Origin of the sequence: Pseudomonas fluorescens (genome assembly GCF_900636825.1) — a bacterium.
Classification (GTDB): Bacteria; Pseudomonadota; Gammaproteobacteria; order Pseudomonadales; family Pseudomonadaceae; genus Aquipseudomonas; species Aquipseudomonas fluorescens_BG.
In genome coordinates this window covers 2,608,360-2,628,331 of record NZ_LR134318.1, presented here as the reverse complement: position 1 = coordinate 2,628,331, position 19,972 = coordinate 2,608,360, and the positions used below count along the sequence as shown (strand labels likewise).

At 60.2% G+C, this 19,972-nt stretch carries 11 protein-coding genes and 2 riboswitches; of the genes, 7 read left to right on the top strand and 4 right to left on the bottom strand.

Annotation, left to right across the window (positions count from 1 at the left end):
- Nucleotides 1–38: 38 nt before the first annotated feature.
- On the bottom strand, nt 39–3,887 hold the full coding sequence (gene cobN, locus EL257_RS11860) for a cobaltochelatase subunit CobN (RefSeq protein WP_126362752.1): 3,849 nt from the start codon (nt 3,885–3,887) through the stop codon (nt 39–41).
- Between the two features lie 3 nt (nt 3,888–3,890).
- Entirely contained in the window at nt 3,891–4,964 is a 1,074-nt protein-coding gene (gene cobW, locus EL257_RS11855) for a cobalamin biosynthesis protein CobW (RefSeq protein ID WP_126362750.1), read from the bottom strand.
- A gap of 98 nt (nt 4,965–5,062) precedes the next feature.
- Nucleotides 5,063–5,275, bottom strand: a riboswitch (cobalamin riboswitch).
- Nucleotides 5,276–5,373: 98 nt separating this feature from the next.
- Nucleotides 5,374–5,596, top strand: a riboswitch (cobalamin riboswitch).
- A 123-nt stretch (nt 5,597–5,719) separates the two neighbouring features.
- On the opposite strand from cobW, the gene EL257_RS11850 reads away from it, so the two are divergent.
- From EL257_RS11850 to cobM, 4 genes are all read left to right on the top strand, one after another.
- Nucleotides 5,720–5,917: a CbtB domain-containing protein gene (locus tag EL257_RS11850; protein WP_126368066.1), complete on the top strand. Its 198-nt coding sequence runs from the start codon at nt 5,720–5,722 to the stop codon at nt 5,915–5,917.
- Nucleotides 5,918–5,928: 11 nt separating this feature from the next.
- On the top strand, nt 5,929–6,630 hold the full coding sequence (locus EL257_RS11845; RefSeq protein WP_126362748.1) for a CbtA family protein: 702 nt from the start codon (nt 5,929–5,931) through the stop codon (nt 6,628–6,630).
- Nucleotides 6,627–7,040, top strand: a complete 414-nt coding sequence (locus EL257_RS11840; protein WP_126362746.1) for a cobalamin biosynthesis protein — start codon at nt 6,627–6,629, stop codon at nt 7,038–7,040. Before EL257_RS11845 ends, EL257_RS11840 begins: the two co-directional genes overlap by 4 nt.
- Before the next feature lie 79 nt (nt 7,041–7,119).
- Nucleotides 7,120–7,866: a precorrin-4 C(11)-methyltransferase gene (cobM, locus tag EL257_RS11835; RefSeq protein WP_126362744.1), complete on the top strand. Its 747-nt coding sequence runs from the start codon at nt 7,120–7,122 to the stop codon at nt 7,864–7,866.
- Between the two features lie 183 nt (nt 7,867–8,049).
- On the opposite strand, the gene nfuA is transcribed toward cobM, so the two are convergent.
- The gene (gene nfuA / locus EL257_RS11830) at nt 8,050–8,634 is read right to left on the bottom strand and encodes a Fe-S biogenesis protein NfuA (protein ID WP_003225494.1); all 585 of its coding nucleotides are present in this window, start codon (nt 8,632–8,634) and stop codon (nt 8,050–8,052) included.
- 236 nt (nt 8,635–8,870) lie between these two features.
- Between nfuA and EL257_RS11825 the strand changes: the two genes are divergently transcribed.
- Nucleotides 8,871–12,923, top strand: a complete 4,053-nt coding sequence (locus tag EL257_RS11825) for a membrane-targeted effector domain-containing toxin (protein WP_126362742.1) — start codon at nt 8,871–8,873, stop codon at nt 12,921–12,923.
- Between the two features lie 21 nt (nt 12,924–12,944).
- On the opposite strand, the gene EL257_RS11820 is transcribed toward EL257_RS11825, so the two are convergent.
- The gene (locus EL257_RS11820) at nt 12,945–15,239 is read right to left on the bottom strand and encodes a fatty acid cis/trans isomerase (protein ID WP_126362739.1); all 2,295 of its coding nucleotides are present in this window, start codon (nt 15,237–15,239) and stop codon (nt 12,945–12,947) included.
- A gap of 155 nt (nt 15,240–15,394) precedes the next feature.
- On the opposite strand from EL257_RS11820, the gene metH reads away from it, so the two are divergent.
- Nucleotides 15,395–19,105 (top strand): methionine synthase, encoded by a 3,711-nt coding sequence (metH, locus tag EL257_RS11815; protein ID WP_126362737.1) that lies wholly within the window; start codon nt 15,395–15,397, stop codon nt 19,103–19,105.
- Nucleotides 19,106–19,363: 258 nt separating this feature from the next.
- Nucleotides 19,364–19,582, top strand: coding sequence for a DUF2970 domain-containing protein (locus EL257_RS11805; protein WP_126362735.1), 219 nt, complete (start codon nt 19,364–19,366; stop codon nt 19,580–19,582).
- Nucleotides 19,583–19,972 lie beyond the last annotated feature (390 nt).

Genomic DNA, 19,972 nt, shown 5'->3' with positions numbered 1-19,972 from the left:
GAGAGGGCTGGGGTGAGGGGATGCTTTTTCCAAGGACGCTACATATCTTCTTCGATATCCAACAGCAAATTCTCCAGCGCTTCTTTATATGCCCCCGGTTCCTGCCACATACCACGCTGCTGTGCTTCGAGCATGCGCTCGGTCATGTCGCGCAAGGCGTGCGGGTTATGTTCGCGGACAAACTCTCGGGTGGCCGGATCCAGCAGATAAGCATCGGCCAGCAACGCGTACTGGTGATCGTCGATCAACTGCGTGGTGGCATCGAACGCGAACACATTATCGACCGTCGCCGCCATCTCGAACGCGCCTTTATAGCCGTGACGCTTGACCCCGTCGATCCATTTCGGATTGGCTGCCCGCGAGCGAATGACCCGGTTGAGTTCTTCCTTGAGTGTGCGAATCCTCGGCAGATCCGGCTGGCTGTGATCGCCGTGATAACTCGCCGCCGCTTCGCCGCGCAGGCTCTCGACCGCGGCCAGCATGCCGCCCTGGAATTGGTAATAGTCGTTGGAATCGAGCAAGTCGTGCTCACGATTGTCCTGATTCTGCAGTACCGCTTGCACCTGGCTCAGACGCTGCACCAGTTGCTGGCGGGCGGCTGTGCCCTCGTCGGAACCGCCATAGGCATAGGCGCCCCAATTCAGATAGACCTCGGCAAGATCCTCGCGGCTCTGCCACAAGCGTCCGTCGATCGCACCTTGCACACCGGCCCCGTAAGCACCGGGTTTGGCGCCGAAAATACGCCAGCCGGCCTGACGACGCGCAGTGTCTTCATCGAGGCCAGATTGCAGCAGCGCCTCGCGTTCGGCGCGTACCTTGGCGGCTAAGGGGTTGAGATCGTCCGGTTCGTCGAGTGCGGCCACCGCTTGCACGGCGGCATCGAACAGACGGATCAGATTGGCGAAGGCATCGCGAAAGAATCCGGAAACACGCAGCGTGACATCCACTCGCGGACGGTCCAGCAGGCTCAGCGGCAAAATCTCGAAATCATCCACGCGCTGACTGCCGGTGGCCCACACCGGGCGCACGCCCATCAGGGCCATGGCCTGAGCGATATCGTCGCCGCCGGTGCGCATGGTGGCTGTTCCCCAAACCGACAGGCCGAGCTGACGCAGATGATCGCCGTGGTCCTGCAGGTGTCGCTCGAGAATCAACGTCGCCGACTGAAAGCCGATGCGCCACGCGGTGGTGGTGGGCAGATTGCGCACGTCCACGGAGTAGAAATTGCGCCCGGTGGGCAGCACGTCGAGGCGGCCGCGACTGGGCGCGCCGCTCGGGCCGGCGGGCACGAAACGGCCGCTGAGGGCATCGAGCAGACCGCGCATTTCGGCCGGGCCGCAGGCATCCAGGCGCGGGGCGACGACTTCACGCAGATGGTCGATGATCGAGTTGACTTCAGCCCACCCCGGTTCCTGTAGGAGTGAGCCTGCTCGCGAAGGCGATATGTCTGTTGAATCAATGGTGGCTGACACTCCGCTTTCGCGAGCAGGCTCACTCCTACAGGGGATTTGCAGTGTTTGGGAGATTAGGGTTGCGGCGTAGAGTTCGAGGCGTTCGCGGGTGTCGCCGGCGGTGCGCCAGGACTCGTCGCTTTGTGATTGCAGCGCTTCGGGGCGTGGGCCTGGCCATGGTTCGGCCAGCGCACAGTCGAGCGGATCAAATCCGAGTTCGAATGCTTTGGCCAGCGCACGCAGCAGACTCGACTGCGCGCCCTTCCCGTCTCCGCGTGGAATGCGCAGCAACGCCAACAACGTATCAACGCGCAGTCGCCCGCTCGGCGACTCACCGAAAATATGCAGGCCATCGCGAATCTGCGATTCCTTGAGATCGCATAAATAGGTGTCGAGGCGCGGCAACCAGATCGCCGCGTCCGCATCGCTGTCCAGCGCAGCGTCGAGTTGCAGCTCACGGTCGATCTGGGTCTCACGCACCAATTGCAGGATGTCGCGCTGCAGCTCTCGGGCGCGCCGTGGGTCCAGCAACTGCGCTTCGTAATATTCGTCGGCCAGCAGTTCCAGATTGCGCAGCGGGCCGTAGGTTTCGGCGCGGGTCAGCGGCGGCATCAGGTGATCGATGATCACCGCTTGCGTGCGCCGTTTGGCTTGGGCGCCCTCGCCCGGATCGTTGACGATAAACGGATAGATATTCGGCAATGGCCCGAGCAGCGCGTCCGGCCAGCAGTTTTCCGAGAGCCCGACGCCTTTGCCCGGCAACCATTCGAGGTTGCCGTGCTTGCCGACGTGGATCACGGCGTGCGCGCCGTAGGTCTTGCGCAACCAGAAATAGAACGCCAGATAACCGTGCGGCGGCACCAGGTCCGGGTCGTGATAGACCGCGCTCGGGTCAACCTGATATCCCCGCGCCGGTTGAATGCCGACGAAGGTCAGGCCGAGGCGCAAGCCGGCGATCATCATTCGCCCGTTGCGGCACATCGGATCGGTTTGCGGCGACCCCCAGCGCTCGACGACAGCAGCGCGATTGGCTTCGGGCAGCGCGTCAAACATCGCCAGATATTCGTCCATCGCCAGGCTTTGCTGGCAGGGACGCTGATCCATCGTGTCGAGATCATTGCTGACACCACCGAGCAGTTGCTTAATCAACTGCGTGCCGCTGTCCGGCAGCTCTGCCGCGACCGGGTAACCCTCAGCCTGCAACGCGCGCAGAATATTCAGCGCGGCCGCTGGCGTATCGAGGCCGACGCCGTTGCCGATGCGCCCGTCACGGGTCGGGTAGTTGGCGAGAATCAGCGCAACGCGTTTTTCGCCGTTCGGCACTCGCGCCAGATCGATCCAGCGGCGTGCCAGTTGCGCGACGAAATCCATGCGCTCGGGCTGCGCCCGGTAGCAAACCACATCGGACTGACTGCGCTCGCTGCGCCAGGCCAGATCCTTGAAGCTGATCGGGCGGCTGATGATGCGCCCGTCGAGTTCCGGCAAGGCAATGTGCATCGCCAGATCCCGTGGCCCAAGGCCTTGCTCGCTGGCACGCCAGCCGGGCTCGTTGTCCTGGGCGCAAATCGCCTGGATCACCGGAATGTTGCGGCGAAACGGGCGCAGATGCGGCGCTTCCGGACTGGATTGGGCGAAGCCCGTGGTGTTGAGGATCACCCCGGCCTCGACTTCATCCAGCCAATCCTCGACGACTGACAGACAACCGGGTTCCTTGAGGCTGGCCACGGCGATCGGCAAGGGATTGAGCCCCGCCGCCTGCAAGCGCTGGCAGAACACATCAATGAAAGCCGTGTTCGCCGCTTGCAGATGGGAGCGATAAAACAGCACCGCTGCGACCGGGCTTTCGGGCAGCCATTCGGCTTGCCAGTCACTCAACGCGGCGGTGGGTTTGCGCGGATGGTAAATCGCTGTTCGCGGCAGCGTTTGCGGCTCACTCCAGGCGTAATCGCGCCCGAGCCAGCGGCTAGCGAGGCAATGGAAGAAATCCAGCGCGTTGCCCATCCCGCCCTGACGCAAGAATTGCCAGAGACGGTCGCGATCCTCAGCATTGACGGTGCTCAAGTCGCTGAGTTCCGGGTCGGGGCGGTCGTCGCCCGGCACCAAAATCACTTGCACGCCGCGCTCGGACAACTCGACCAGCCGTTCGACGCCGTAGCGCCAGTAGGCAACTCCGCCGTGCAAGGAAATCAGAATCAGCTTGGCGTGGCGCAGCACCTCATCGACGTACAGATCGACCGAAGCGTGGTTTTGCACCTGCATCGGATTGGCCAGACGCACACTCGGATAATCCTCCGGCAACTGCTGCGCCGCTTCGGCAAGCAACGCCAGGCTGGAATCGCCACTGCACAGGATCACCAGCTCGGCGGGGGTCTGGCCGAGGTCGGCAATGTTGTCATCCGAGACGAAACCGCCTGGCTGGGTCCTGAGCAGGTGCATGGCTTAAACGCTGAGCGCGGCGCGCAGCTGCGCTTCGAGTTGCGCGGCATCGAGTTCCTGACCGATCAACACCAGACGCGTAACGCGCGCCTCGTCGGCGCCCCACTGGCGGTCGAAGTGTTTGTCGAAACGCGTGCCGACACCGTGGATCAACAGGCGCATCGGCTTGTTTGGAATCGCAGCGAAACCCTTCACCCGCAGGATGCCGTGCTTGACCACCAGTTGCGTCAGTGCATCGAGCAACAGGCTTTCGTCGGCTTGCGGCAGTTCGATGGAGATTGAGTCGAAGGCGTCGTGATCATGGTCATCGTGATCGTCATCGCCTTCACCGTGGTGATGATCGTGATGGCTGTGGCGGCTGTCGATGTGCTCTTCGGAACCGGCGCCAAGCCCGATCAGCACGTCCAGCGGCACGCGACCGTTGCTCGCCTCGATGATCTTTACTGCTGGCGGCAATTCTTCGGCAACTTCCAGACGCACACGAGCGAGGTCTTGCGCGCTGGTCTGGTCGGCCTTGTTGAGGATGACGAGGTCGGCGCTGGCCAGTTGGTCGGCGAACAGTTCGTGCAAAGGCGATTCGTGATCCAGGTTCGGGTCGAGTTTGCGTTGCGCATCGACCTGATCCGGAAACGCCGCGAACGTGCCGGCGGCCACGGCCGGGCTGTCGACTACGGTGATCACCGCATCAACTGTGCAGGCGCTACGGATTTCCGGCCATTGGAATGCTTGCACCAACGGTTTTGGCAGGGCCAGGCCCGAGGTTTCGATGAGGATGTGGTCGAGATCGCCGCGACGGGCGACCAATTCGCGCATCACCGGGAAAAACTCTTCCTGAACGGTGCAGCACAGGCAGCCATTGGCCAGTTCGTAAACGCGGCCGGTGGCTTCTTCTTCGGTGCAGCCGATGGTGCATTGCTTGAGGATTTCACCGTCGATGCCCAACTCGCCGAACTCATTGACGATCACCGCAATACGCCGGCCCTGAGCGTTGTCGAGCATGTGCCGCAGCAACGTGGTTTTGCCCGAACCGAGGAAGCCGGTGACGATGGTGACGGGGAGTTTGGCCAGTGTTTTCATCGGTATGCCCTTTGGCAAGCGGCGGGCATACGGGACGAGAACCGGCAACGCGCATGCGCGCCGGAAGCGTTCGCCACCGGATCACCCCGCCCGGTTGTAGTGAGAATCTGTGACGAGGCAGGTCTCCTGGCTGACGGCTTTCAGGCGCTGGGCCTGGCATTCGCTGCGCCTTCCCGCTGGCTCGTCGATCGAGCTGGCAGTGGCGTGGCAGCGAACATCACCGTTCACAGTTGCGGGGGCAGCCGCGGCATTGACCGCGTTCCCTTCTTAGCTTCGGCAATTACCGAAGAACCTCGAAAGCGCAAGGCTACGCATGGCTTGCTTAGGGGTCAACGTTTGGATTGGGGCGCATAAGGACAAGCGACCCATCCCAACCCGAAAAATTGACTCCAACCCACCCCCATGCTCTCCTACGCAACTTGTTACGGGTGCCCTTCACAGGGTGAAACGGGAAACCGGTGAATCATGTGCTTTACTCAAAGCCATGTCAGTCCGGTGCTGCCCCCGCAACGGTAAGCGAGCGAAGCATCAAAACCACTGTGCCAATCCGGCATGGGAAGGTGATGCTTGCAGGTCGGCCTGATGCCAACCCCTCGTGAGCCCGGAGACCGGCCCGCAACACACAGCACGCATCATGCGTTGCTGAACATAACGAACCCGCGGTGGGCGGGCGCTGTTCGAACCTCTGCGCGCGCGACTCGCAGGGGTTTTTCATGCGCTCTCTGCCGCCCGCTGACATTCCAGAGGGAAGCGCCATGTCGATCATCACCAGCACCGGCAGCAACACGGACAAAATCGCCAGCACCGCCACACTGAGCCAACGTCTGACCGCCGCCGTTCTTGCGTCAATCCTCGGCGCCAGCCTCGTCTACTTCGCCGGCTTCTCGCACATCGAAGCGGTGCACAACGCTGCTCACGATACCCGCCACAGCGCCGCGTTTCCGTGCCATTGAGAGCTACCGACATGATCAAGCGTATCGCGCAAACCGCAGGGTTCAGTGGCCTGCTGGCCGCCCTGCTGCTGACTTTACTGCAAAGTTTCTGGGTGTCACCTCTGATTCTTCAGGCAGAAACCTACGAACAGGCCGAACCGGTGGCCGCAGTCCATGAACACGCCGCCGGCACTGCCGCGCACACTCATGATGGCGACGCCTGGGAACCGGAAAACGGCTGGCAACGCGTGGTCTCGACCACTGGCGGCAATCTGGTGGTGGCGGTGGGTTTCGCCTTGATGCTGGCGGGTCTGTACACGTTGCGCGCGCCAACCAGAACCGCACAGGGTTTGCTGTGGGGTCTGGCCGGTTACGCCACGTTCGTCCTCGCGCCAACTTTTGGCCTGCCGCCTGAATTGCCGGGCACCGCTGCCGCCGATCTGGCCTCACGGCAGATGTGGTGGATCGGCACAGCGGCGTCGACTGCTGTCGGTCTGTCGCTGATCGCATTCGGCCGTCACTGGTTGATGAAAATCCTCGGGGTGGCGATCCTCGCGGTGCCCCACATAATCGGCGCGCCGCAGCCACAAGTGCATTCGATGCTCGCGCCAGAGGCGCTGGAAACCCAGTTCAAGATTGCTTCGCAGTTGACCAACGTGGTGTTCTGGCTGGCCTTGGGCCTGATCAGCGCCTGGTTGTTCCGCCGCAAAAGCGCAGGGCAATACCACGCATGATCGATGACAGCGCAGCGCCGAGCGTGGTGGTCGGCCTGGGTTGCCAGCGCGGCTGCCCCGCCAGCACGCTGCGCGCGTTGCTCGATCAGGTGTTGCAGGCTCATCGTATCGAGCTCAAAGCGATCAAAGCGTTAGCGAGCATCGATCTCAAGCGAGATGAGCCCGGTCTGCACGAACTTGCGGCGCAATTGGCCCTGCCGTTGCTGTATTTCACCAGCGCAGAGCTGGCCGCTTATGAACAGCGGCTCAGTCACCACTCGCAAATCGCTTACGAGCGCACCGGTTGCTATGGCGTCGCTGAAAGCGCAGCCCTGGCACTGGCTGAGCAGCTGATCCAGGCCCCGGCAAAGTTGCTGATTTCTCGGCAAAAATACGCTCAGGCCACGCTGGCATTGGCCGGTGCCGCATAAAATCCGGAAAATTCCCGCTACTGAACATGAGCAAACTTCATTTGAAGTGCTGCTGCGCCTTTTTTTACAGGATTGGACAATGACCGTTTACTTCATCGGCGCCGGCCCCGGCGACCCCGAACTGATTACCGTAAAGGGCCAGCGGTTGATCCGCCAATGCCCGGTGATCATTTACGCCGGCTCGCTGGTGCCGGAAGCCGTGCTCGAAGGTCATCAGGCGGAAACAGTGGTTAATAGCGCTGAACTGCATCTGGAACAGATCATCGACCTGATTGCAGCGGCCGATGCCAAGGGGCAGGACGTAGCGCGGGTGCATTCGGGGGATCCGAGCCTGTATGGCGCGATTGGCGAACAGATTCGCCATTTGCGTGAGCGCGCAATTGCCTTCGAAATCATTCCGGGGGTTACCGCCACCGCAGCATGCGCCGCGCTGCTGGGCGCCGAACTGACGCTGCCGGACGTCTCGCAGAGCGTGATTCTGACGCGTTACGCCGACAAAACCGCAATGCCTGCCGGTGAGGAACTCGCCAGCCTCGCCCAGCACCGCGCGACCATGGCGATTCACCTGGGCGTCAATCATCTGCAAAAGATTGTGGCTGAACTGCTGCCGCATTACGGCGCCGACTGCCCGATTGCAGTGATCCACCGAGCGACGTGGCCGGATCAGGATTGGGCGGTGGGTACGCTGGCGGATATCGCCGAGAAGGTCGAGGCCAAAGGATTTCGGCGCACGGCGCTGATCCTGGTGGGGCGGGTGTTGGGAAGCGAGGTGTTCAGCGAGTCCTCGTTATATCGCGCGGGGCATGCGCACCTCTACAGGCCCTGAAAACAACGACCAAACCTGTAGCGAGGGGATTTATCCCCGATGGGACGCAAGGCGGCCCCTGTCAAGCAACTGCTGCGCAGTTCATCGGGGATAAATCCCCTCGCCACAGGTTTTAATGCACCTGGCAGGCATAAAAAAACGGCGCTCACGGGGCGCCGTTTTCGTGTATTCGCAGCGAACACCTTAGTAGTAGGCGTTTTCTTTCTGCGTGTGGTCGGTCACGTCGCGAACGCCCTTGAGCTCTGGAATGCGCTCAAGCAGGGTGCGCTCGATGCCTTCTTTCAAGGTCACGTCGGCTTGACCGCAACCCTGGCAACCACCGCCGAACTGCAATACGGCGATGCCGTCTTCAACCACATCGATCAGGCTGACCTGGCCACCGTGGCTGGCCAGCCCCGGGTTGATTTCGGTTTGCAGGTAATAGTTGATGCGCTCGTTGACCGGGCTGTCGGCATTGACCATCGGAACTTTGGCGTTTGGCGCCTTGATGGTCAGCTGGCCGCCCATGCGATCGGTGGCGTAGTCGACGACGGCGTCGTCGAGGAAAGCCTCGCTGAACGAATCGATATAAGCAGTGAAGCTTTTCAGCCCCAGCGCCGTGTCTTCAGGTTTCTCTTCGCCCGGCTTGCAGTACGCAATGCACGTTTCGGCGTATTGGGTGCCAGGCTGGGTGATGAAGACGCGGATGCCGATTCCCGGGGTGTTCTGCTTGGACAGCAGGTCAGCCAGGTAATCATGGGCGGCGTCGGTAATAGTAATAGCGGTCATGGAAACTCCTCGCAGGCTTGCGCGCAGTTTACGCCAATCGGGCCGCCGGACAAAGTCCCAGTATTTTTGTCGGGAAAGCGTTCTCAGTTACGCCGCCATACCCACTTGTTTCCTTGCCGTGGCGGTAGCGGGATACCGCACTTGCACATTGTTGCCTAGGTAACGTGGCGCCTCCAGACCCGTTATCAGGTAGCACCATGACCTCACCTGCCCCGACCGAAACCCGGCAGCAAGCTTTGTTGCAACAATTGCTCGATCATCAGTTGGCGCTCAAGCAGTTGCTCGACCAGCAGCCCGAAGCCGAAAAAACCTTCAATGACCGGCTTCATCAACGAATCCAGCAGGCTTTTCCAAGTCATCCTTTGCCGATTGCCTTGTCGGCCGTGAGTTATCGCGCAGATATTCAGTTCGCCAGCCGACCCGGCACCTACGCATTGGTTGCAGGCACCGGGCCGGAGCGCCCGCTCTCCTCGCTCCTCACCGATAAACCGTGGGGCGGCGAGGATCTCGATGCGCCGAACCGAATCTACCGCTTCTACGCCAAAGGAACGTATCAAAGGCCGCACACCAACGGCGTGCGCAAAATGGCCACCGTCACCAGCACCGTTGCGAGTACACCTGCGTTCGAGTCCTTTGTCGGTGAACTGCTGCGCCGGCCCGATCGCCTGTTCGTGCAGCAGTTGGAACAGTTCTGGCAGGCTCCGTTTGCGTCCAGCGCAACCACGACCCACCGCCAATGGCTGGCCGATCAGAAGGCCAAAGCCTTGCAGGCTGAGGCTGCGTTGCGTGTGGAGGACGGTACGCTCGAACCCGCAAGCAAAAACCTCATCGATCTGATCGTTCGATATCCCCTTGGCAGCGAGCGGGCACATTTGCCGCAACATCAGCGTCCCGGCGCTTACGCTGTGGGCCTTGTGGCGCAGGACGGCGAGCCGGACACGCCACTGACCGGACTGCTGATATTTTCAAGCCAGACTCCGGATGCCGACGCCCAGATCACCCGCGCGATGGGTGCCGCACTGCTGTGCTGTCCGGACCGTGGCATTGAAGCGTTTGCCTCATTACAGGCACTGGACGAGGCGCTGAAGAAGCGGCTGGCCAGCTCTGCCGAAGGTGGCCACCTGATCGGCACGATGCCCTGGCAGGCGCAGGCCCCCGCGCGCCGACGCCGTAAAACGTCGTTTGAATTGCGCTACACCGCCATCGCCACAAACCCATTCGAAAACCGCGTCGATGCCCTATTGGCGCTGCAAAAACACGACATCGAATACGCATGGCGTCTATTGCCCCGGCACGAGGCGGACGGCAAGCGGATTTGCGAAGTGTTCAACCGATTGGCCCATCTCGGGCCATTTCTCGATATCCGCGAGGTGCTGGTGACTCGCTCCCGGCTGTATCTCGAAGCGACACTGCCATCGTGGTACGGGTCGGCAAGTGAATCCGATCGGCAATCACTGCAGCAATTGGCTGCGACCGAATTATCGACCAGCAAGCAATTGGCTGCGCTGCTGAAGAAAACCGATATTGCGCCTCTGAAAACCTTCGCTCGCAGTGAATTGATCCGCCAACTGGCGGTTGACTTCCGCGCAAGAAAACTCGACCCGGACAATATTCAGGTCAAGATCACCACCCGCCACAATCCCGCGAGTGGAGGTGGCGGCGTCGGGCCGGATCACGTGCCCCTCCCCGGCGGCAAAAGCGAAGCGCTTGAACGCACCCTTACCCTGTCCCTGACCGAGCTGGCGCTGAGAAACAGTAACCCCTGGGATTTCGGTTTCTACAAGCTGTATACCGGCGAACACACTGTTCTTTCGGCGTCCGGCACCACACCGAGCGGTAAATCCTTGCAATTGGATCACCGTTATCTGACTGGCCTGATCCAGTTTCTGGACGTGGGCAAACGCTACGACGAGCTACTGAAAACCCGCCTGATCGACAACGGCGCGGCGTTGCGTGCCGCCTGGTCGACAGCGCGTCGAGCCAGCCTGGAAAGCAGTGCGTTGGCAGCCAGGCTGAACAAGGGATGCTTTCTGGATGATCGCGAACATCGCGGGTACCAGTGGGTAAGGGCGATCATCGATGGCGACACTCCGGCCACTCGCCCGACCGTCGGCGGGCACAAGATCGTGGCCAATTCGCTGCTGATTGCCAATTCGGCAGGGGCCCGTAACGGCCACATCATTAACGACATCCTGGTCATTCGTGCGGCCAATTCACGCTCGGTGCCGAACGTTATTCTCTACACGCCAGCAGTGCCCGGCGAAGAAGAAATCAGGGAATTCGCTGACTTTGCCGCGATGCACGAGTTTCTTCAGCAGCAATGGATCACTTCTACCCAATGGCGACGCTATGTCATGCAAAGGTTGTCGATTCCCGGGCAGGCAGCATTGACCGAAAGCAGGCTGACGCGCACTCATTTGCTTAGCCAACTGGTATTGAGTTCAACCAGCCGGGTCGGCAACCCTTTCGATGTCGTACATCTGGTGCCAATCAATACTTCACTCGCGCAAAAACTCTACGAGCAACAAATCGTCACGTTGCGGCGCAATGCCGACCACATGTCCACCACTAACGCCGAGGTCGATGCGCAATCGTTGTGGAACGCCATCAATTTCGGTATCGACCTGGCATTGAACCTGATGGGTTTGCTGCCCATTACCAGCGCGCTGAACGTTTCAAACAATGTCATCCGGACGTTCCTGCTGCTGAAACAGACGGGCGTCTCAAAAACCGCGGCCAGGGCACTCTGGTCGATCACCGGTGCGCGGGGCCGGCCGATGACGCTGAAGAAGCTCGGCGCGCTACCGGCATTTCACCCTTCTCCCGACCTCTCGGATATCGAAGCGACGATCGATCCGTCGAGTCTGCACCGGCTCAAGGCCAATTTGTTTCAGAGCAAGACCTCGTCTCAACAATATGCCTTGATCAACGGCAGGCATTACCTGTCCGACATCGCGCAGGGCCAGCGTTTCATTTATCCGCCCGGCGTCGCGAGAAAGAGTCTTCGCTATCCGTTGATATTGGACGACACCCACAAGCATTGGCACGTTGAACCTTTGCCAAGGCTGCCGGGTGGAATGGATGAGATTGAAAAAGGCCCCTTGCACACAACGTTTCGTGACTATGAACTGCCGCGATCCGACGTCGCCGCCCTTCCGGCGCTCAACAGCAAGGGGCCGGGTTCATTGAATCTGGGCTCCGTGAATCTGGCGCTGCCGATGGATCCGGGCTCGGTCGGCGCGCTACATGTTTTCGGCATCCAGTCGAGGCTACGCCGGCATGCGCGAGGTTTTTTCCGCACATTCAGCCCTTCACAACGACCGGTGATAGTGCCGCAGAGGGGGTTGTCGCCCGAGCAATTGCTGCAGCAATTGTATATCCAGCGCGATGGCGTGATATTTGGCGAAAAACACATCTACTCGCTGGCCCGGCAATTTATGGTGAAAAACGTGAAGGCCCTGAAAAAAGTCGGGGTCAAGACCGCGTATTTCGAACTGTTCAACACCGATCTGCATCAGGTGCTGCTGGACCAATACAATGTTTCGCCGCAGGTCCCACTGCCTCAAGTTTTAAAGGAAAGACTTCAGATAATTGACCAAATGGCGCTGCAGTCAGACGAGTTCAGCTATACCCGGCTGGTCGAGGACATCCATGCACAAGGCATTCGCGTGATGGCGCTGGATACCACAGCCAGCTCCTTGTACGCCTCCGACGACCTGACACTCTCCGCGCCTACGCTGGCCGATCAGCTGGACCGGGTCACGATGTTCAATTTCTTTGCCTACAAGCGGGTGAGCGCCGAGCTATTGGCCCGAGGCCCGCACCGCTGGGTGGCTCTGGTGGGCCAAGGTCATTGCAATACATTGCAGAACATTCCGGGCCTGGCTGAGCTGACCAACGCCACCGGTCTGCGCTTGGAGCGGCGGATCGGCAATGTGCCGCGACTCAGCCGAGACCCGGGCGTGATGATTCATTCCCCGCTGGGTACTGATCAGTTTCTTCACAGCTGCGATTTGCTGGTTGGCCTGCCGAGTGCGGAAAACCGAATCGACTTGCACATGCGTGTTCACAGCCCGAACCTTTTCACGACCACATCGTCTCGCCAGCACCACGCCAGCGTTTATTACATGAACGATCGGCGCCAATACATGGATGTAAAAGTCTTCGTCGACGGAACCGAAGCCTACGTCGATCACGCCCCATTCGGCGCCGTCAGCGGCCGGCGCTTTCGCGATCTGGATCACTTGACCGAGGCGTTGATCGATGAGTTGGGAATGATCGAGGTCTGAGACCCCGATCCGCTGACAGAACTAAAGGTTTTCGTAGCGATTCATGTCCAGCACACCCGCTTCCACTGGATCGGTTTCGTGCAGGTATTGGCTCAGATCATGGAAGTAGAACCAGAACTGCGGGTGGCTGCGACGGATGCCCCAACGCTCGACGATCTTCTCGAAGCGCTGGGCATCCCTGGCATTTTCCAGCGCATCGACGAACTCGGGCACTTGCCCGGCCGGAATGTTGAAAATGAAATTCGGGTAACTGCTGAGTACGCCCGGATACAGGGTAAGAGTGTCGAGCCCTGGCTGATAACGCCTCGATTCACCGAGCAGAAACGCCACGTTGCTGTGGGCGCGATTGCGCAGCAGGCTGTAGATTTCGCGCTTGCCGCTCGGGGTTTCGATGCGCAGCAGGGTCGCTTCGGGCAATTGATCGATCACCTTCAGCCCTGCGGCAGGTCGCGAAGTCAAGCGACTGAGCGCCTGCTCGGCGTTTTGCAGCGCAGGCTCGATATTCGGACGCGAACAATAAGCGCCGTCGCAGCGATTGATCGGATCCGGCCGGGCATTAAGGTCACCGTAACGGGCCAGCAACTGCATGGCGAAATCGTGTTTCGGGTCTTTTCCGTTGAGCTTCAGCGCGGTCGGCGTGTCGTCATCGATGGCTTCGTAATCGAGCCACATTTTGAATTGGCCACCGTCCTGGTACCAATCGTTGAGGTAATCCTCGCGCGAGTCGGCGGGCATCAGGCGCAGGAAATTCTGTTCAGCACCGTTGCGGATCAGGTCGAAATACAGACGAGTCTGCGCCTGATGGGAAACGTTGCCGAACACGTCGAAATTGACCGCCAGCTGGTAATAAGTGCGCTCCAGCAGCGGGTAGTCGAACAGCCACATCGTCTGCGGCACTTCGCCAATCAGGCCTTTAGTCACCGACGCGCTGTCAAAGTGGCGGAAGATGCTCAGCAAGGCGTTGTCGTTGCCGGCCCACAGCGTCGACCAGCTCGGTGGCGAAAGGTCGGCGTAGCTGTCGCGGCGCAGTGCTTCGTATTCGTTGCGTTTATCGCGGTAGTTGCGCCACAGGCTCAGCACGCTGCCGACGTCGTCGTTCTGCCCTGGCATGGCCAGCAACGGCGTGGCCTGGCCCCGATAGTTCGGGTCTGTGATGTACAGATCATGCTCGGGCGCCTGGAACAGCGCCCAGAAGTTGTCGCGGATGACGTCGGTCGCAATCTGCCCACGGCACACCGGCCCGCGAATGAACGTGCGCACGAAGTACTCGGCATTGTCGAGCATGAACTGGTACCGCGCCTGCGCCGGAATTGCCTCGAACGTGGCAAACGGATTGGCCCGGCTCTGCGGGCCATAGCCCGGCAAGGCATCGACCTGCCAATTGCCGCTGTAGAACAGGCTTTTGACCCGCGCCATCTTCGCCGCACTCAGCGGATAGGTGATGTGCGTCTTGTGCACGATCACCCCTTGCACTGGCCACAAACGGTAATACACCTGAGTGCCCGGGTCGTCGTTCGGGCGGCGGGTGGCGATCAGGTCGATCGGCTGCCCGCTCGGCGTGCGCGACCGCACCCACTGAAAGTAATGCCCCGGCTCGCCATCCTTGAAATAGATATGCGCCAGATACCAGTGCTCGAACAGCCAACGCCCGACCAGGCTTTGCCGCGCACCGGGGGCGTTGAGCAGATTTTCCCACTGTGCGATCTGCAGGGCCTCTTGCGCACTGGGCGTCAGGCCTTGTTCATCGATCGGGGCGCCGGACGCCAGCCACCGTTGCAAGGTCTGATACTGCTGATCGGTAAGCCCTGTCACGGCCAGCGGCATGCCCTCTTTCGGATGCGCACCGGCATAGGCGTCGAATTCGCCGGGCATCGCGCAGAGGTTGTTGCGATCGAGCCCGAGCACAATCTCTTCCGGCAGTTTGGCGTTCGGCGTGAGTGGAGTTTTGTGACCGAGCTCAAGCATGCGCGCCATCAGCGCGGCCTGACTGCCTTGCGCGTCGAGCACCGAGTAAAAGTCCTTTTGCTGCCAGGCACGCTTGCCAAACGCGTCATAGAACAATCGCGTGGTCGGCGCGGCCCGGGTACGTTCGCCGTCATACACCGGCATCTTGCTCGCACCGCGTGCGGCGCCTTCGCCACTGCCCAAATTGAGCTGGCAGGCCGAGTCGTAACAGGCGTGGCAGGCCACACACTTCTCGGTGAAGATCGGTTGGATATCGCGGCTGTAGGATATGGACGACGAAATTGCCGGATCTTGCGCCGCGACGCTCCCGCTCAGGAACAGCAACAACAAACTGATGACGCGGTACGGCATGCTGCTGATCCCGATTGTGAAAAAAGGCGTCGATTCTACCGTTATGACGCCCGTACCAACATGAGCGATATTCATGCAAAAGCCGAGCATGCTCCAAAAGCGCGCGGGTTTGCTATGATCCCGCTCCTTCGTAATGGTCTTTCCGAGTAGTCCACATGTCCGATCGCAGCGTCCGCCTTCAAGCTCTCAAGCAAGCCCTCAAAGAGCGCATCCTGATTCTCGATGGCGGGATGGGCACGATGATCCAGAGCTACAAGCTCGAAGAGCAGGATTATCGCGGCAAACGCTTCGCGGACTGGCCGAGCGACGTCAAGGGCAATAACGACCTGCTGGTGATCACCCGTCCGGACGTGATCGGCGGCATCGAAAAAGCCTATCTGGACGCCGGCGCCGACATTCTCGAAACCAACACCTTCAACGCCACGCGCATTTCCATGGCCGATTACGGCATGGAAGAGCTGGCGTACGAGTTAAACGTAGAAGGCGCACGTCTGGCCCGCAAGGTTGCCGACGCCAAGACGGCCGAGAACCCGGCCAAGCCGCGCTTCGTTGCCGGCGTGCTCGGCCCGACCAGCCGCACCTGCTCGCTGTCGCCCGACGTCAACAACCCCGGCTACCGCAACGTCACCTTTGATGAGCTGGTGGAAAACTACACCGAAGCCACCAAAGGCCTGATCGAAGGCGGCGCCGACCTGATCCTGATCGAAACGATCTTCGACACGCTCAACGCGAAAGCGGCAATCTTTGCCGTGCAAGGCGTGTTCGAAGAGCTGCACATCGAACTGCCGATCATGATTTCCGGGACCATTACCGACGCCTCCGGCCGTACCTTGTCCGGCCAGACCACCGAAGCGTTCTGGAACTCGGTGGCTCACGCCAAGCCGATTTCCGTGGGTCTGAACTGCGCCCTCGGCGCCAGCGAACTGCGGCCGTATCTGGAAGAGCTGTCGAACAAGGCCAGCACCCACGTTTCCGCACACCCGAACGCCGGTCTGCCGAACGAGTTCGGCGAGTACGACGAGTTGCCGTCGCAAACCGCAAAAGTCATCGAAGAATTCGCCCAGAGCGGTTTCCTTAACATCGTCGGTGGTTGCTGCGGTACCACGCCGGGCCACATCGAGGCCATCGCCAAAGCCGTCGCCGGTTATGCGCCACGACAGATTCCGGACATTCCAAAGGCCTGCCGCCTGTCGGGTCTGGAGCCGTTCACCATTGATCGCAACTCGCTGTTCGTCAACGTCGGTGAACGCACCAACATTACCGGTTCGGCGAAGTTTGCTCGCCTGATTCGTGAAGACAACTACACCGAGGCGCTGGAAGTCGCTCTGCAGCAGGTCGAGGCCGGCGCGCAGGTGATCGACATCAACATGGACGAAGGGATGCTCGACTCGAAGAAGGCCATGGTGACCTTCCTCAATCTGATCGCCGGCGAACCGGACATCTCGCGCGTGCCGATCATGATCGACTCCTCTAAATGGGAAGTCATCGAGGCCGGGCTCAAGTGCATCCAGGGCAAAGGCATCGTCAACTCGATCAGCATGAAAGAAGGCGTCGAGCAGTTCATCCACCACGCCAAACTGTGCAAGCGCTACGGCGCGGCGGTGGTGGTGATGGCGTTTGATGAAGCTGGCCAGGCCGACACCGAAGCGCGCAAAAAAGAGATCTGCAAACGTTCCTACGACATTCTGGTCAACGAAGTCGGCTTCCCGCCGGAAGACATCATTTTTGACCCGAACATCTTTGCCGTGGCCACCGGCATCGAAGAACACAACAACTACGCGGTCGATTTTATCAACGCCTGCGCCTACATCCGCGACGAACTGCCGTATGCGCTGACGTCGGGTGGCGTGTCCAACGTTTCGTTCTCGTTCCGGGGCAACAACCCGGTGCGTGAGGCGATCCACTCGGTGTTTTTGCTCTACGCGATCCGCGCGGGCCTGACCATGGGCATCGTCAACGCCGGTCAGCTGGAGATCTACGACCAGATTCCGGTCGAGCTGCGCGACGCGGTCGAAGACGTGATCCTCAACCGCACGCCGGAAGGCACCGACGCCCTCCTCGCCATCGCCGACAAGTACAAGGGCGACGGCAGCGTCAAGGAAGCCGAGACTGAAGAGTGGCGTAACTGGGACGTCAACAAGCGCCTGGAACACGCGCTGGTCAAAGGCATCACCACGCACATCGTCGAAGATACCGAAGAATCCCGTCAGTCGTTTGCTCGCCCGATCGAAGTGATCGAAGGCCCGCTGATGTCTGGCATGAACATCGTCGGCGATCTGTTTGGCGCTGGCAAAATGTTCCTCCCGCAAGTAGTGAAATCCGCGCGGGTGATGAAGCAGGCCGTGGCGCATCTGATCCCGTTCATCGAACTGGAGAAAGGCGACAAACCGGAAGCCAAAGGCAAGATTCTCATGGCTACGGTGAAAGGCGACGTGCACGACATCGGCAAGAACATCGTCGGTGTGGTGCTCGGATGCAACGGCTATGACATCGTCGATCTCGGCGTGATGGTGCCGGCCGAGAAGATTCTGCAGGTGGCCAAAGAGCAGAAGTGCGACATCATCGGCCTGTCCGGGCTGATCACGCCGTCGCTGGATGAAATGGTTCACGTTGCGCGTGAGATGCAGCGTCAGGACTTCCATCTGCCGCTGATGATCGGTGGCGCGACCACCTCCAAAGCGCACACGGCGGTGAAGATCGAGCCAAAATACAGCAACGACGCGGTGGTCTACGTGACCGATGCCTCGCGCGCCGTCGGCGTGGCGACGCAATTGCTGTCGAAGGAATTGAAAGCCGGTTTCGTCGAGAAGACCCGCGCCGACTACGTTGAGGTACGCGAACGCACCTCCAACCGCAGCGCCCGCACCGAGCGCTTGAGCTACGCGGCGGCGATCGCCAAGAAGCCGCAGTTCGACTGGGCAAATTACCAGCCGGTGAAACCGACGTTTACCGGCAGCAAGGTGCTGGACAATATCGATCTCAAGGTCCTGGCCGAATACATCGACTGGACACCGTTCTTTATTTCCTGGGATCTGGCCGGCAAATTCCCGCGCATCCTTGAAGACGAAGTGGTCGGTGAAGCCGCCACCGCGCTGTACAAGGACGCGCAGGAAATGCTCGCCAAACTGATCGACGAGAAGCTGATCAGCGCCCGTGTGGTATTCGGCTTCTGGCCGGCCAATCAGGTCAACGAAGACGACATCGAGCTTTACAACGATGACGGCAAGCCGCTGGCCAAACTGCATCACTTGCGTCAGCAGATCATCAAGACCGACGGCAAACCGAACTTCTGCCTCGCCGACTTCGTTGCACCGAAGGACAGCGAAGTGACCGACTATGTCGGTGGCTTCATCACCACTGCCGGCATCGGCGCCGAAGAAGTCGCGAAGGCGTACCAGGACGCTGGCGACGACTACAACTCGATCATGGTCAAGGCTCTGGCTGACCGCCTGGCCGAAGCCTGTGCCGAATGGCTGCACCAGCAAGTGCGTAAAGAGCACTGGGGCTACGCTCAGGATGAAACGCTGGACAACGATGCGCTGATCAAAGAGCAATATCGTGGCATCCGCCCTGCTCCGGGTTATCCGGCTTGCCCGGACCACACCGAGAAGGCGGCATTGTTCACGCTTCTCGATCCTGAAGCCGCCGAAATGCGTGCCGGCCGCAGCGGCGTGTTCCTCACCGAACATTACGCAATGTTCCCGGCGGCAGCGGTCAGCGGCTGGTATTTCGCGCATCCACAGGCGCAATACTTCGCCGTGGGCAAGATCGACAAGGATCAGGTGCAGAGTTACACGTCGCGTAAAGGCCAGGACCTGAGCGTAACCGAGCGCTGGCTGGCGCCAAACCTAGGTTACGACAACTAAAAAGATCGCAGCCTGCGGCAGCTCCTACAGGGGGATTTGTGGTGTTCGGATATTTCGGCCCAGCCCCGATCCACTGTGGGAGCGAGCTTGCTCGCGAATAGGCCATCCGCCGCAACATCATCGCCGACTGACCCACCGCCTTCGCGAGCAGGCTCACTGCTTGGATGAACTAAATCCAGTGCAGGAGCTGCCGCAGGCTGCGATCTTTTTTCTCGGGTTGGCTATGCTTGTCTGACATCCACGGCATACGAGGGATTTATGGACGATCCAGCCAACAACAAACCACCAAGTTTCTGGCAGATGCTGCACAGCGTCATGGCTGCGGCATTCGGCGTGCAGAGCGGCAAGAACCGCGCCAGGGATTTCACCCATGGCAAGCCCAGCCATTTTGTCATGCTGGGAATTTTGTTTACCGCCGTGTTCGCCCTGACGCTGTTCGCCATCGTCAAACTGGTGTTGCTTCTCGCCGGGGTGTGACAAGCGTCAGCGCAGCCGTGCGCCGCCCCGCTGGCAGGTGATAGAGAAAAATCTCGAGATCAAGCATCCGGGCCCAAGGAAACATCGCCGCGCATCGATAGCCATCGAACCAGCAGCTATCGGCGTGTGTTCCGTTTATGCCCGACAGTCCGTCGGACGTGGGCCCGGACGGGTCGCTTACTGATGACTGACCCAGAATACCGCTGTCCCCACCACTAGAATGATCAGGAACAAAATGGCCCATGCATCGACACTGCTGTCGCTTTTTCTTGCCTTGGTCGGATTGCTCATTGCATCGCCTCTTATCGGTTTTATCGGTGATTGCAGAAAGTCTCGATGACAGTTAAGACGATGATTGTCCGCACGACAAATGTGGATTAGTTGACAGTC

Excerpts from the sequence above, each read along its gene's own strand:
- cobN (WP_126362752.1), bottom strand. The coding sequence starts at position 3,887 with ATGCACCTGCTCAGGACCCAGCCAGGCGGTTTCGTCTCGGATGACAAC.
- cobW (WP_126362750.1), bottom strand. The coding sequence starts at position 4,964 with ATGAAAACACTGGCCAAACTCCCCGTCACCATCGTCACCGGCTTCCTC.
- EL257_RS11850 (WP_126368066.1), top strand. The coding sequence starts at position 5,720 with ATGTCGATCATCACCAGCACCGGCAGCAACACGGACAAAATCGCCAGC.
- EL257_RS11845 (WP_126362748.1), top strand. The coding sequence starts at position 5,929 with ATGATCAAGCGTATCGCGCAAACCGCAGGGTTCAGTGGCCTGCTGGCC.
- EL257_RS11840 (WP_126362746.1), top strand. The coding sequence starts at position 6,627 with ATGATCGATGACAGCGCAGCGCCGAGCGTGGTGGTCGGCCTGGGTTGC.
- cobM (WP_126362744.1), top strand. The coding sequence starts at position 7,120 with ATGACCGTTTACTTCATCGGCGCCGGCCCCGGCGACCCCGAACTGATT.
- nfuA (WP_003225494.1), bottom strand. The coding sequence starts at position 8,634 with ATGACCGCTATTACTATTACCGACGCCGCCCATGATTACCTGGCTGAC.
- EL257_RS11820 (WP_126362739.1), bottom strand. The coding sequence starts at position 15,239 with ATGCCGTACCGCGTCATCAGTTTGTTGTTGCTGTTCCTGAGCGGGAGC.
- metH (WP_126362737.1), top strand. The coding sequence starts at position 15,395 with ATGTCCGATCGCAGCGTCCGCCTTCAAGCTCTCAAGCAAGCCCTCAAA.
- EL257_RS11805 (WP_126362735.1), top strand. The coding sequence starts at position 19,364 with ATGGACGATCCAGCCAACAACAAACCACCAAGTTTCTGGCAGATGCTG.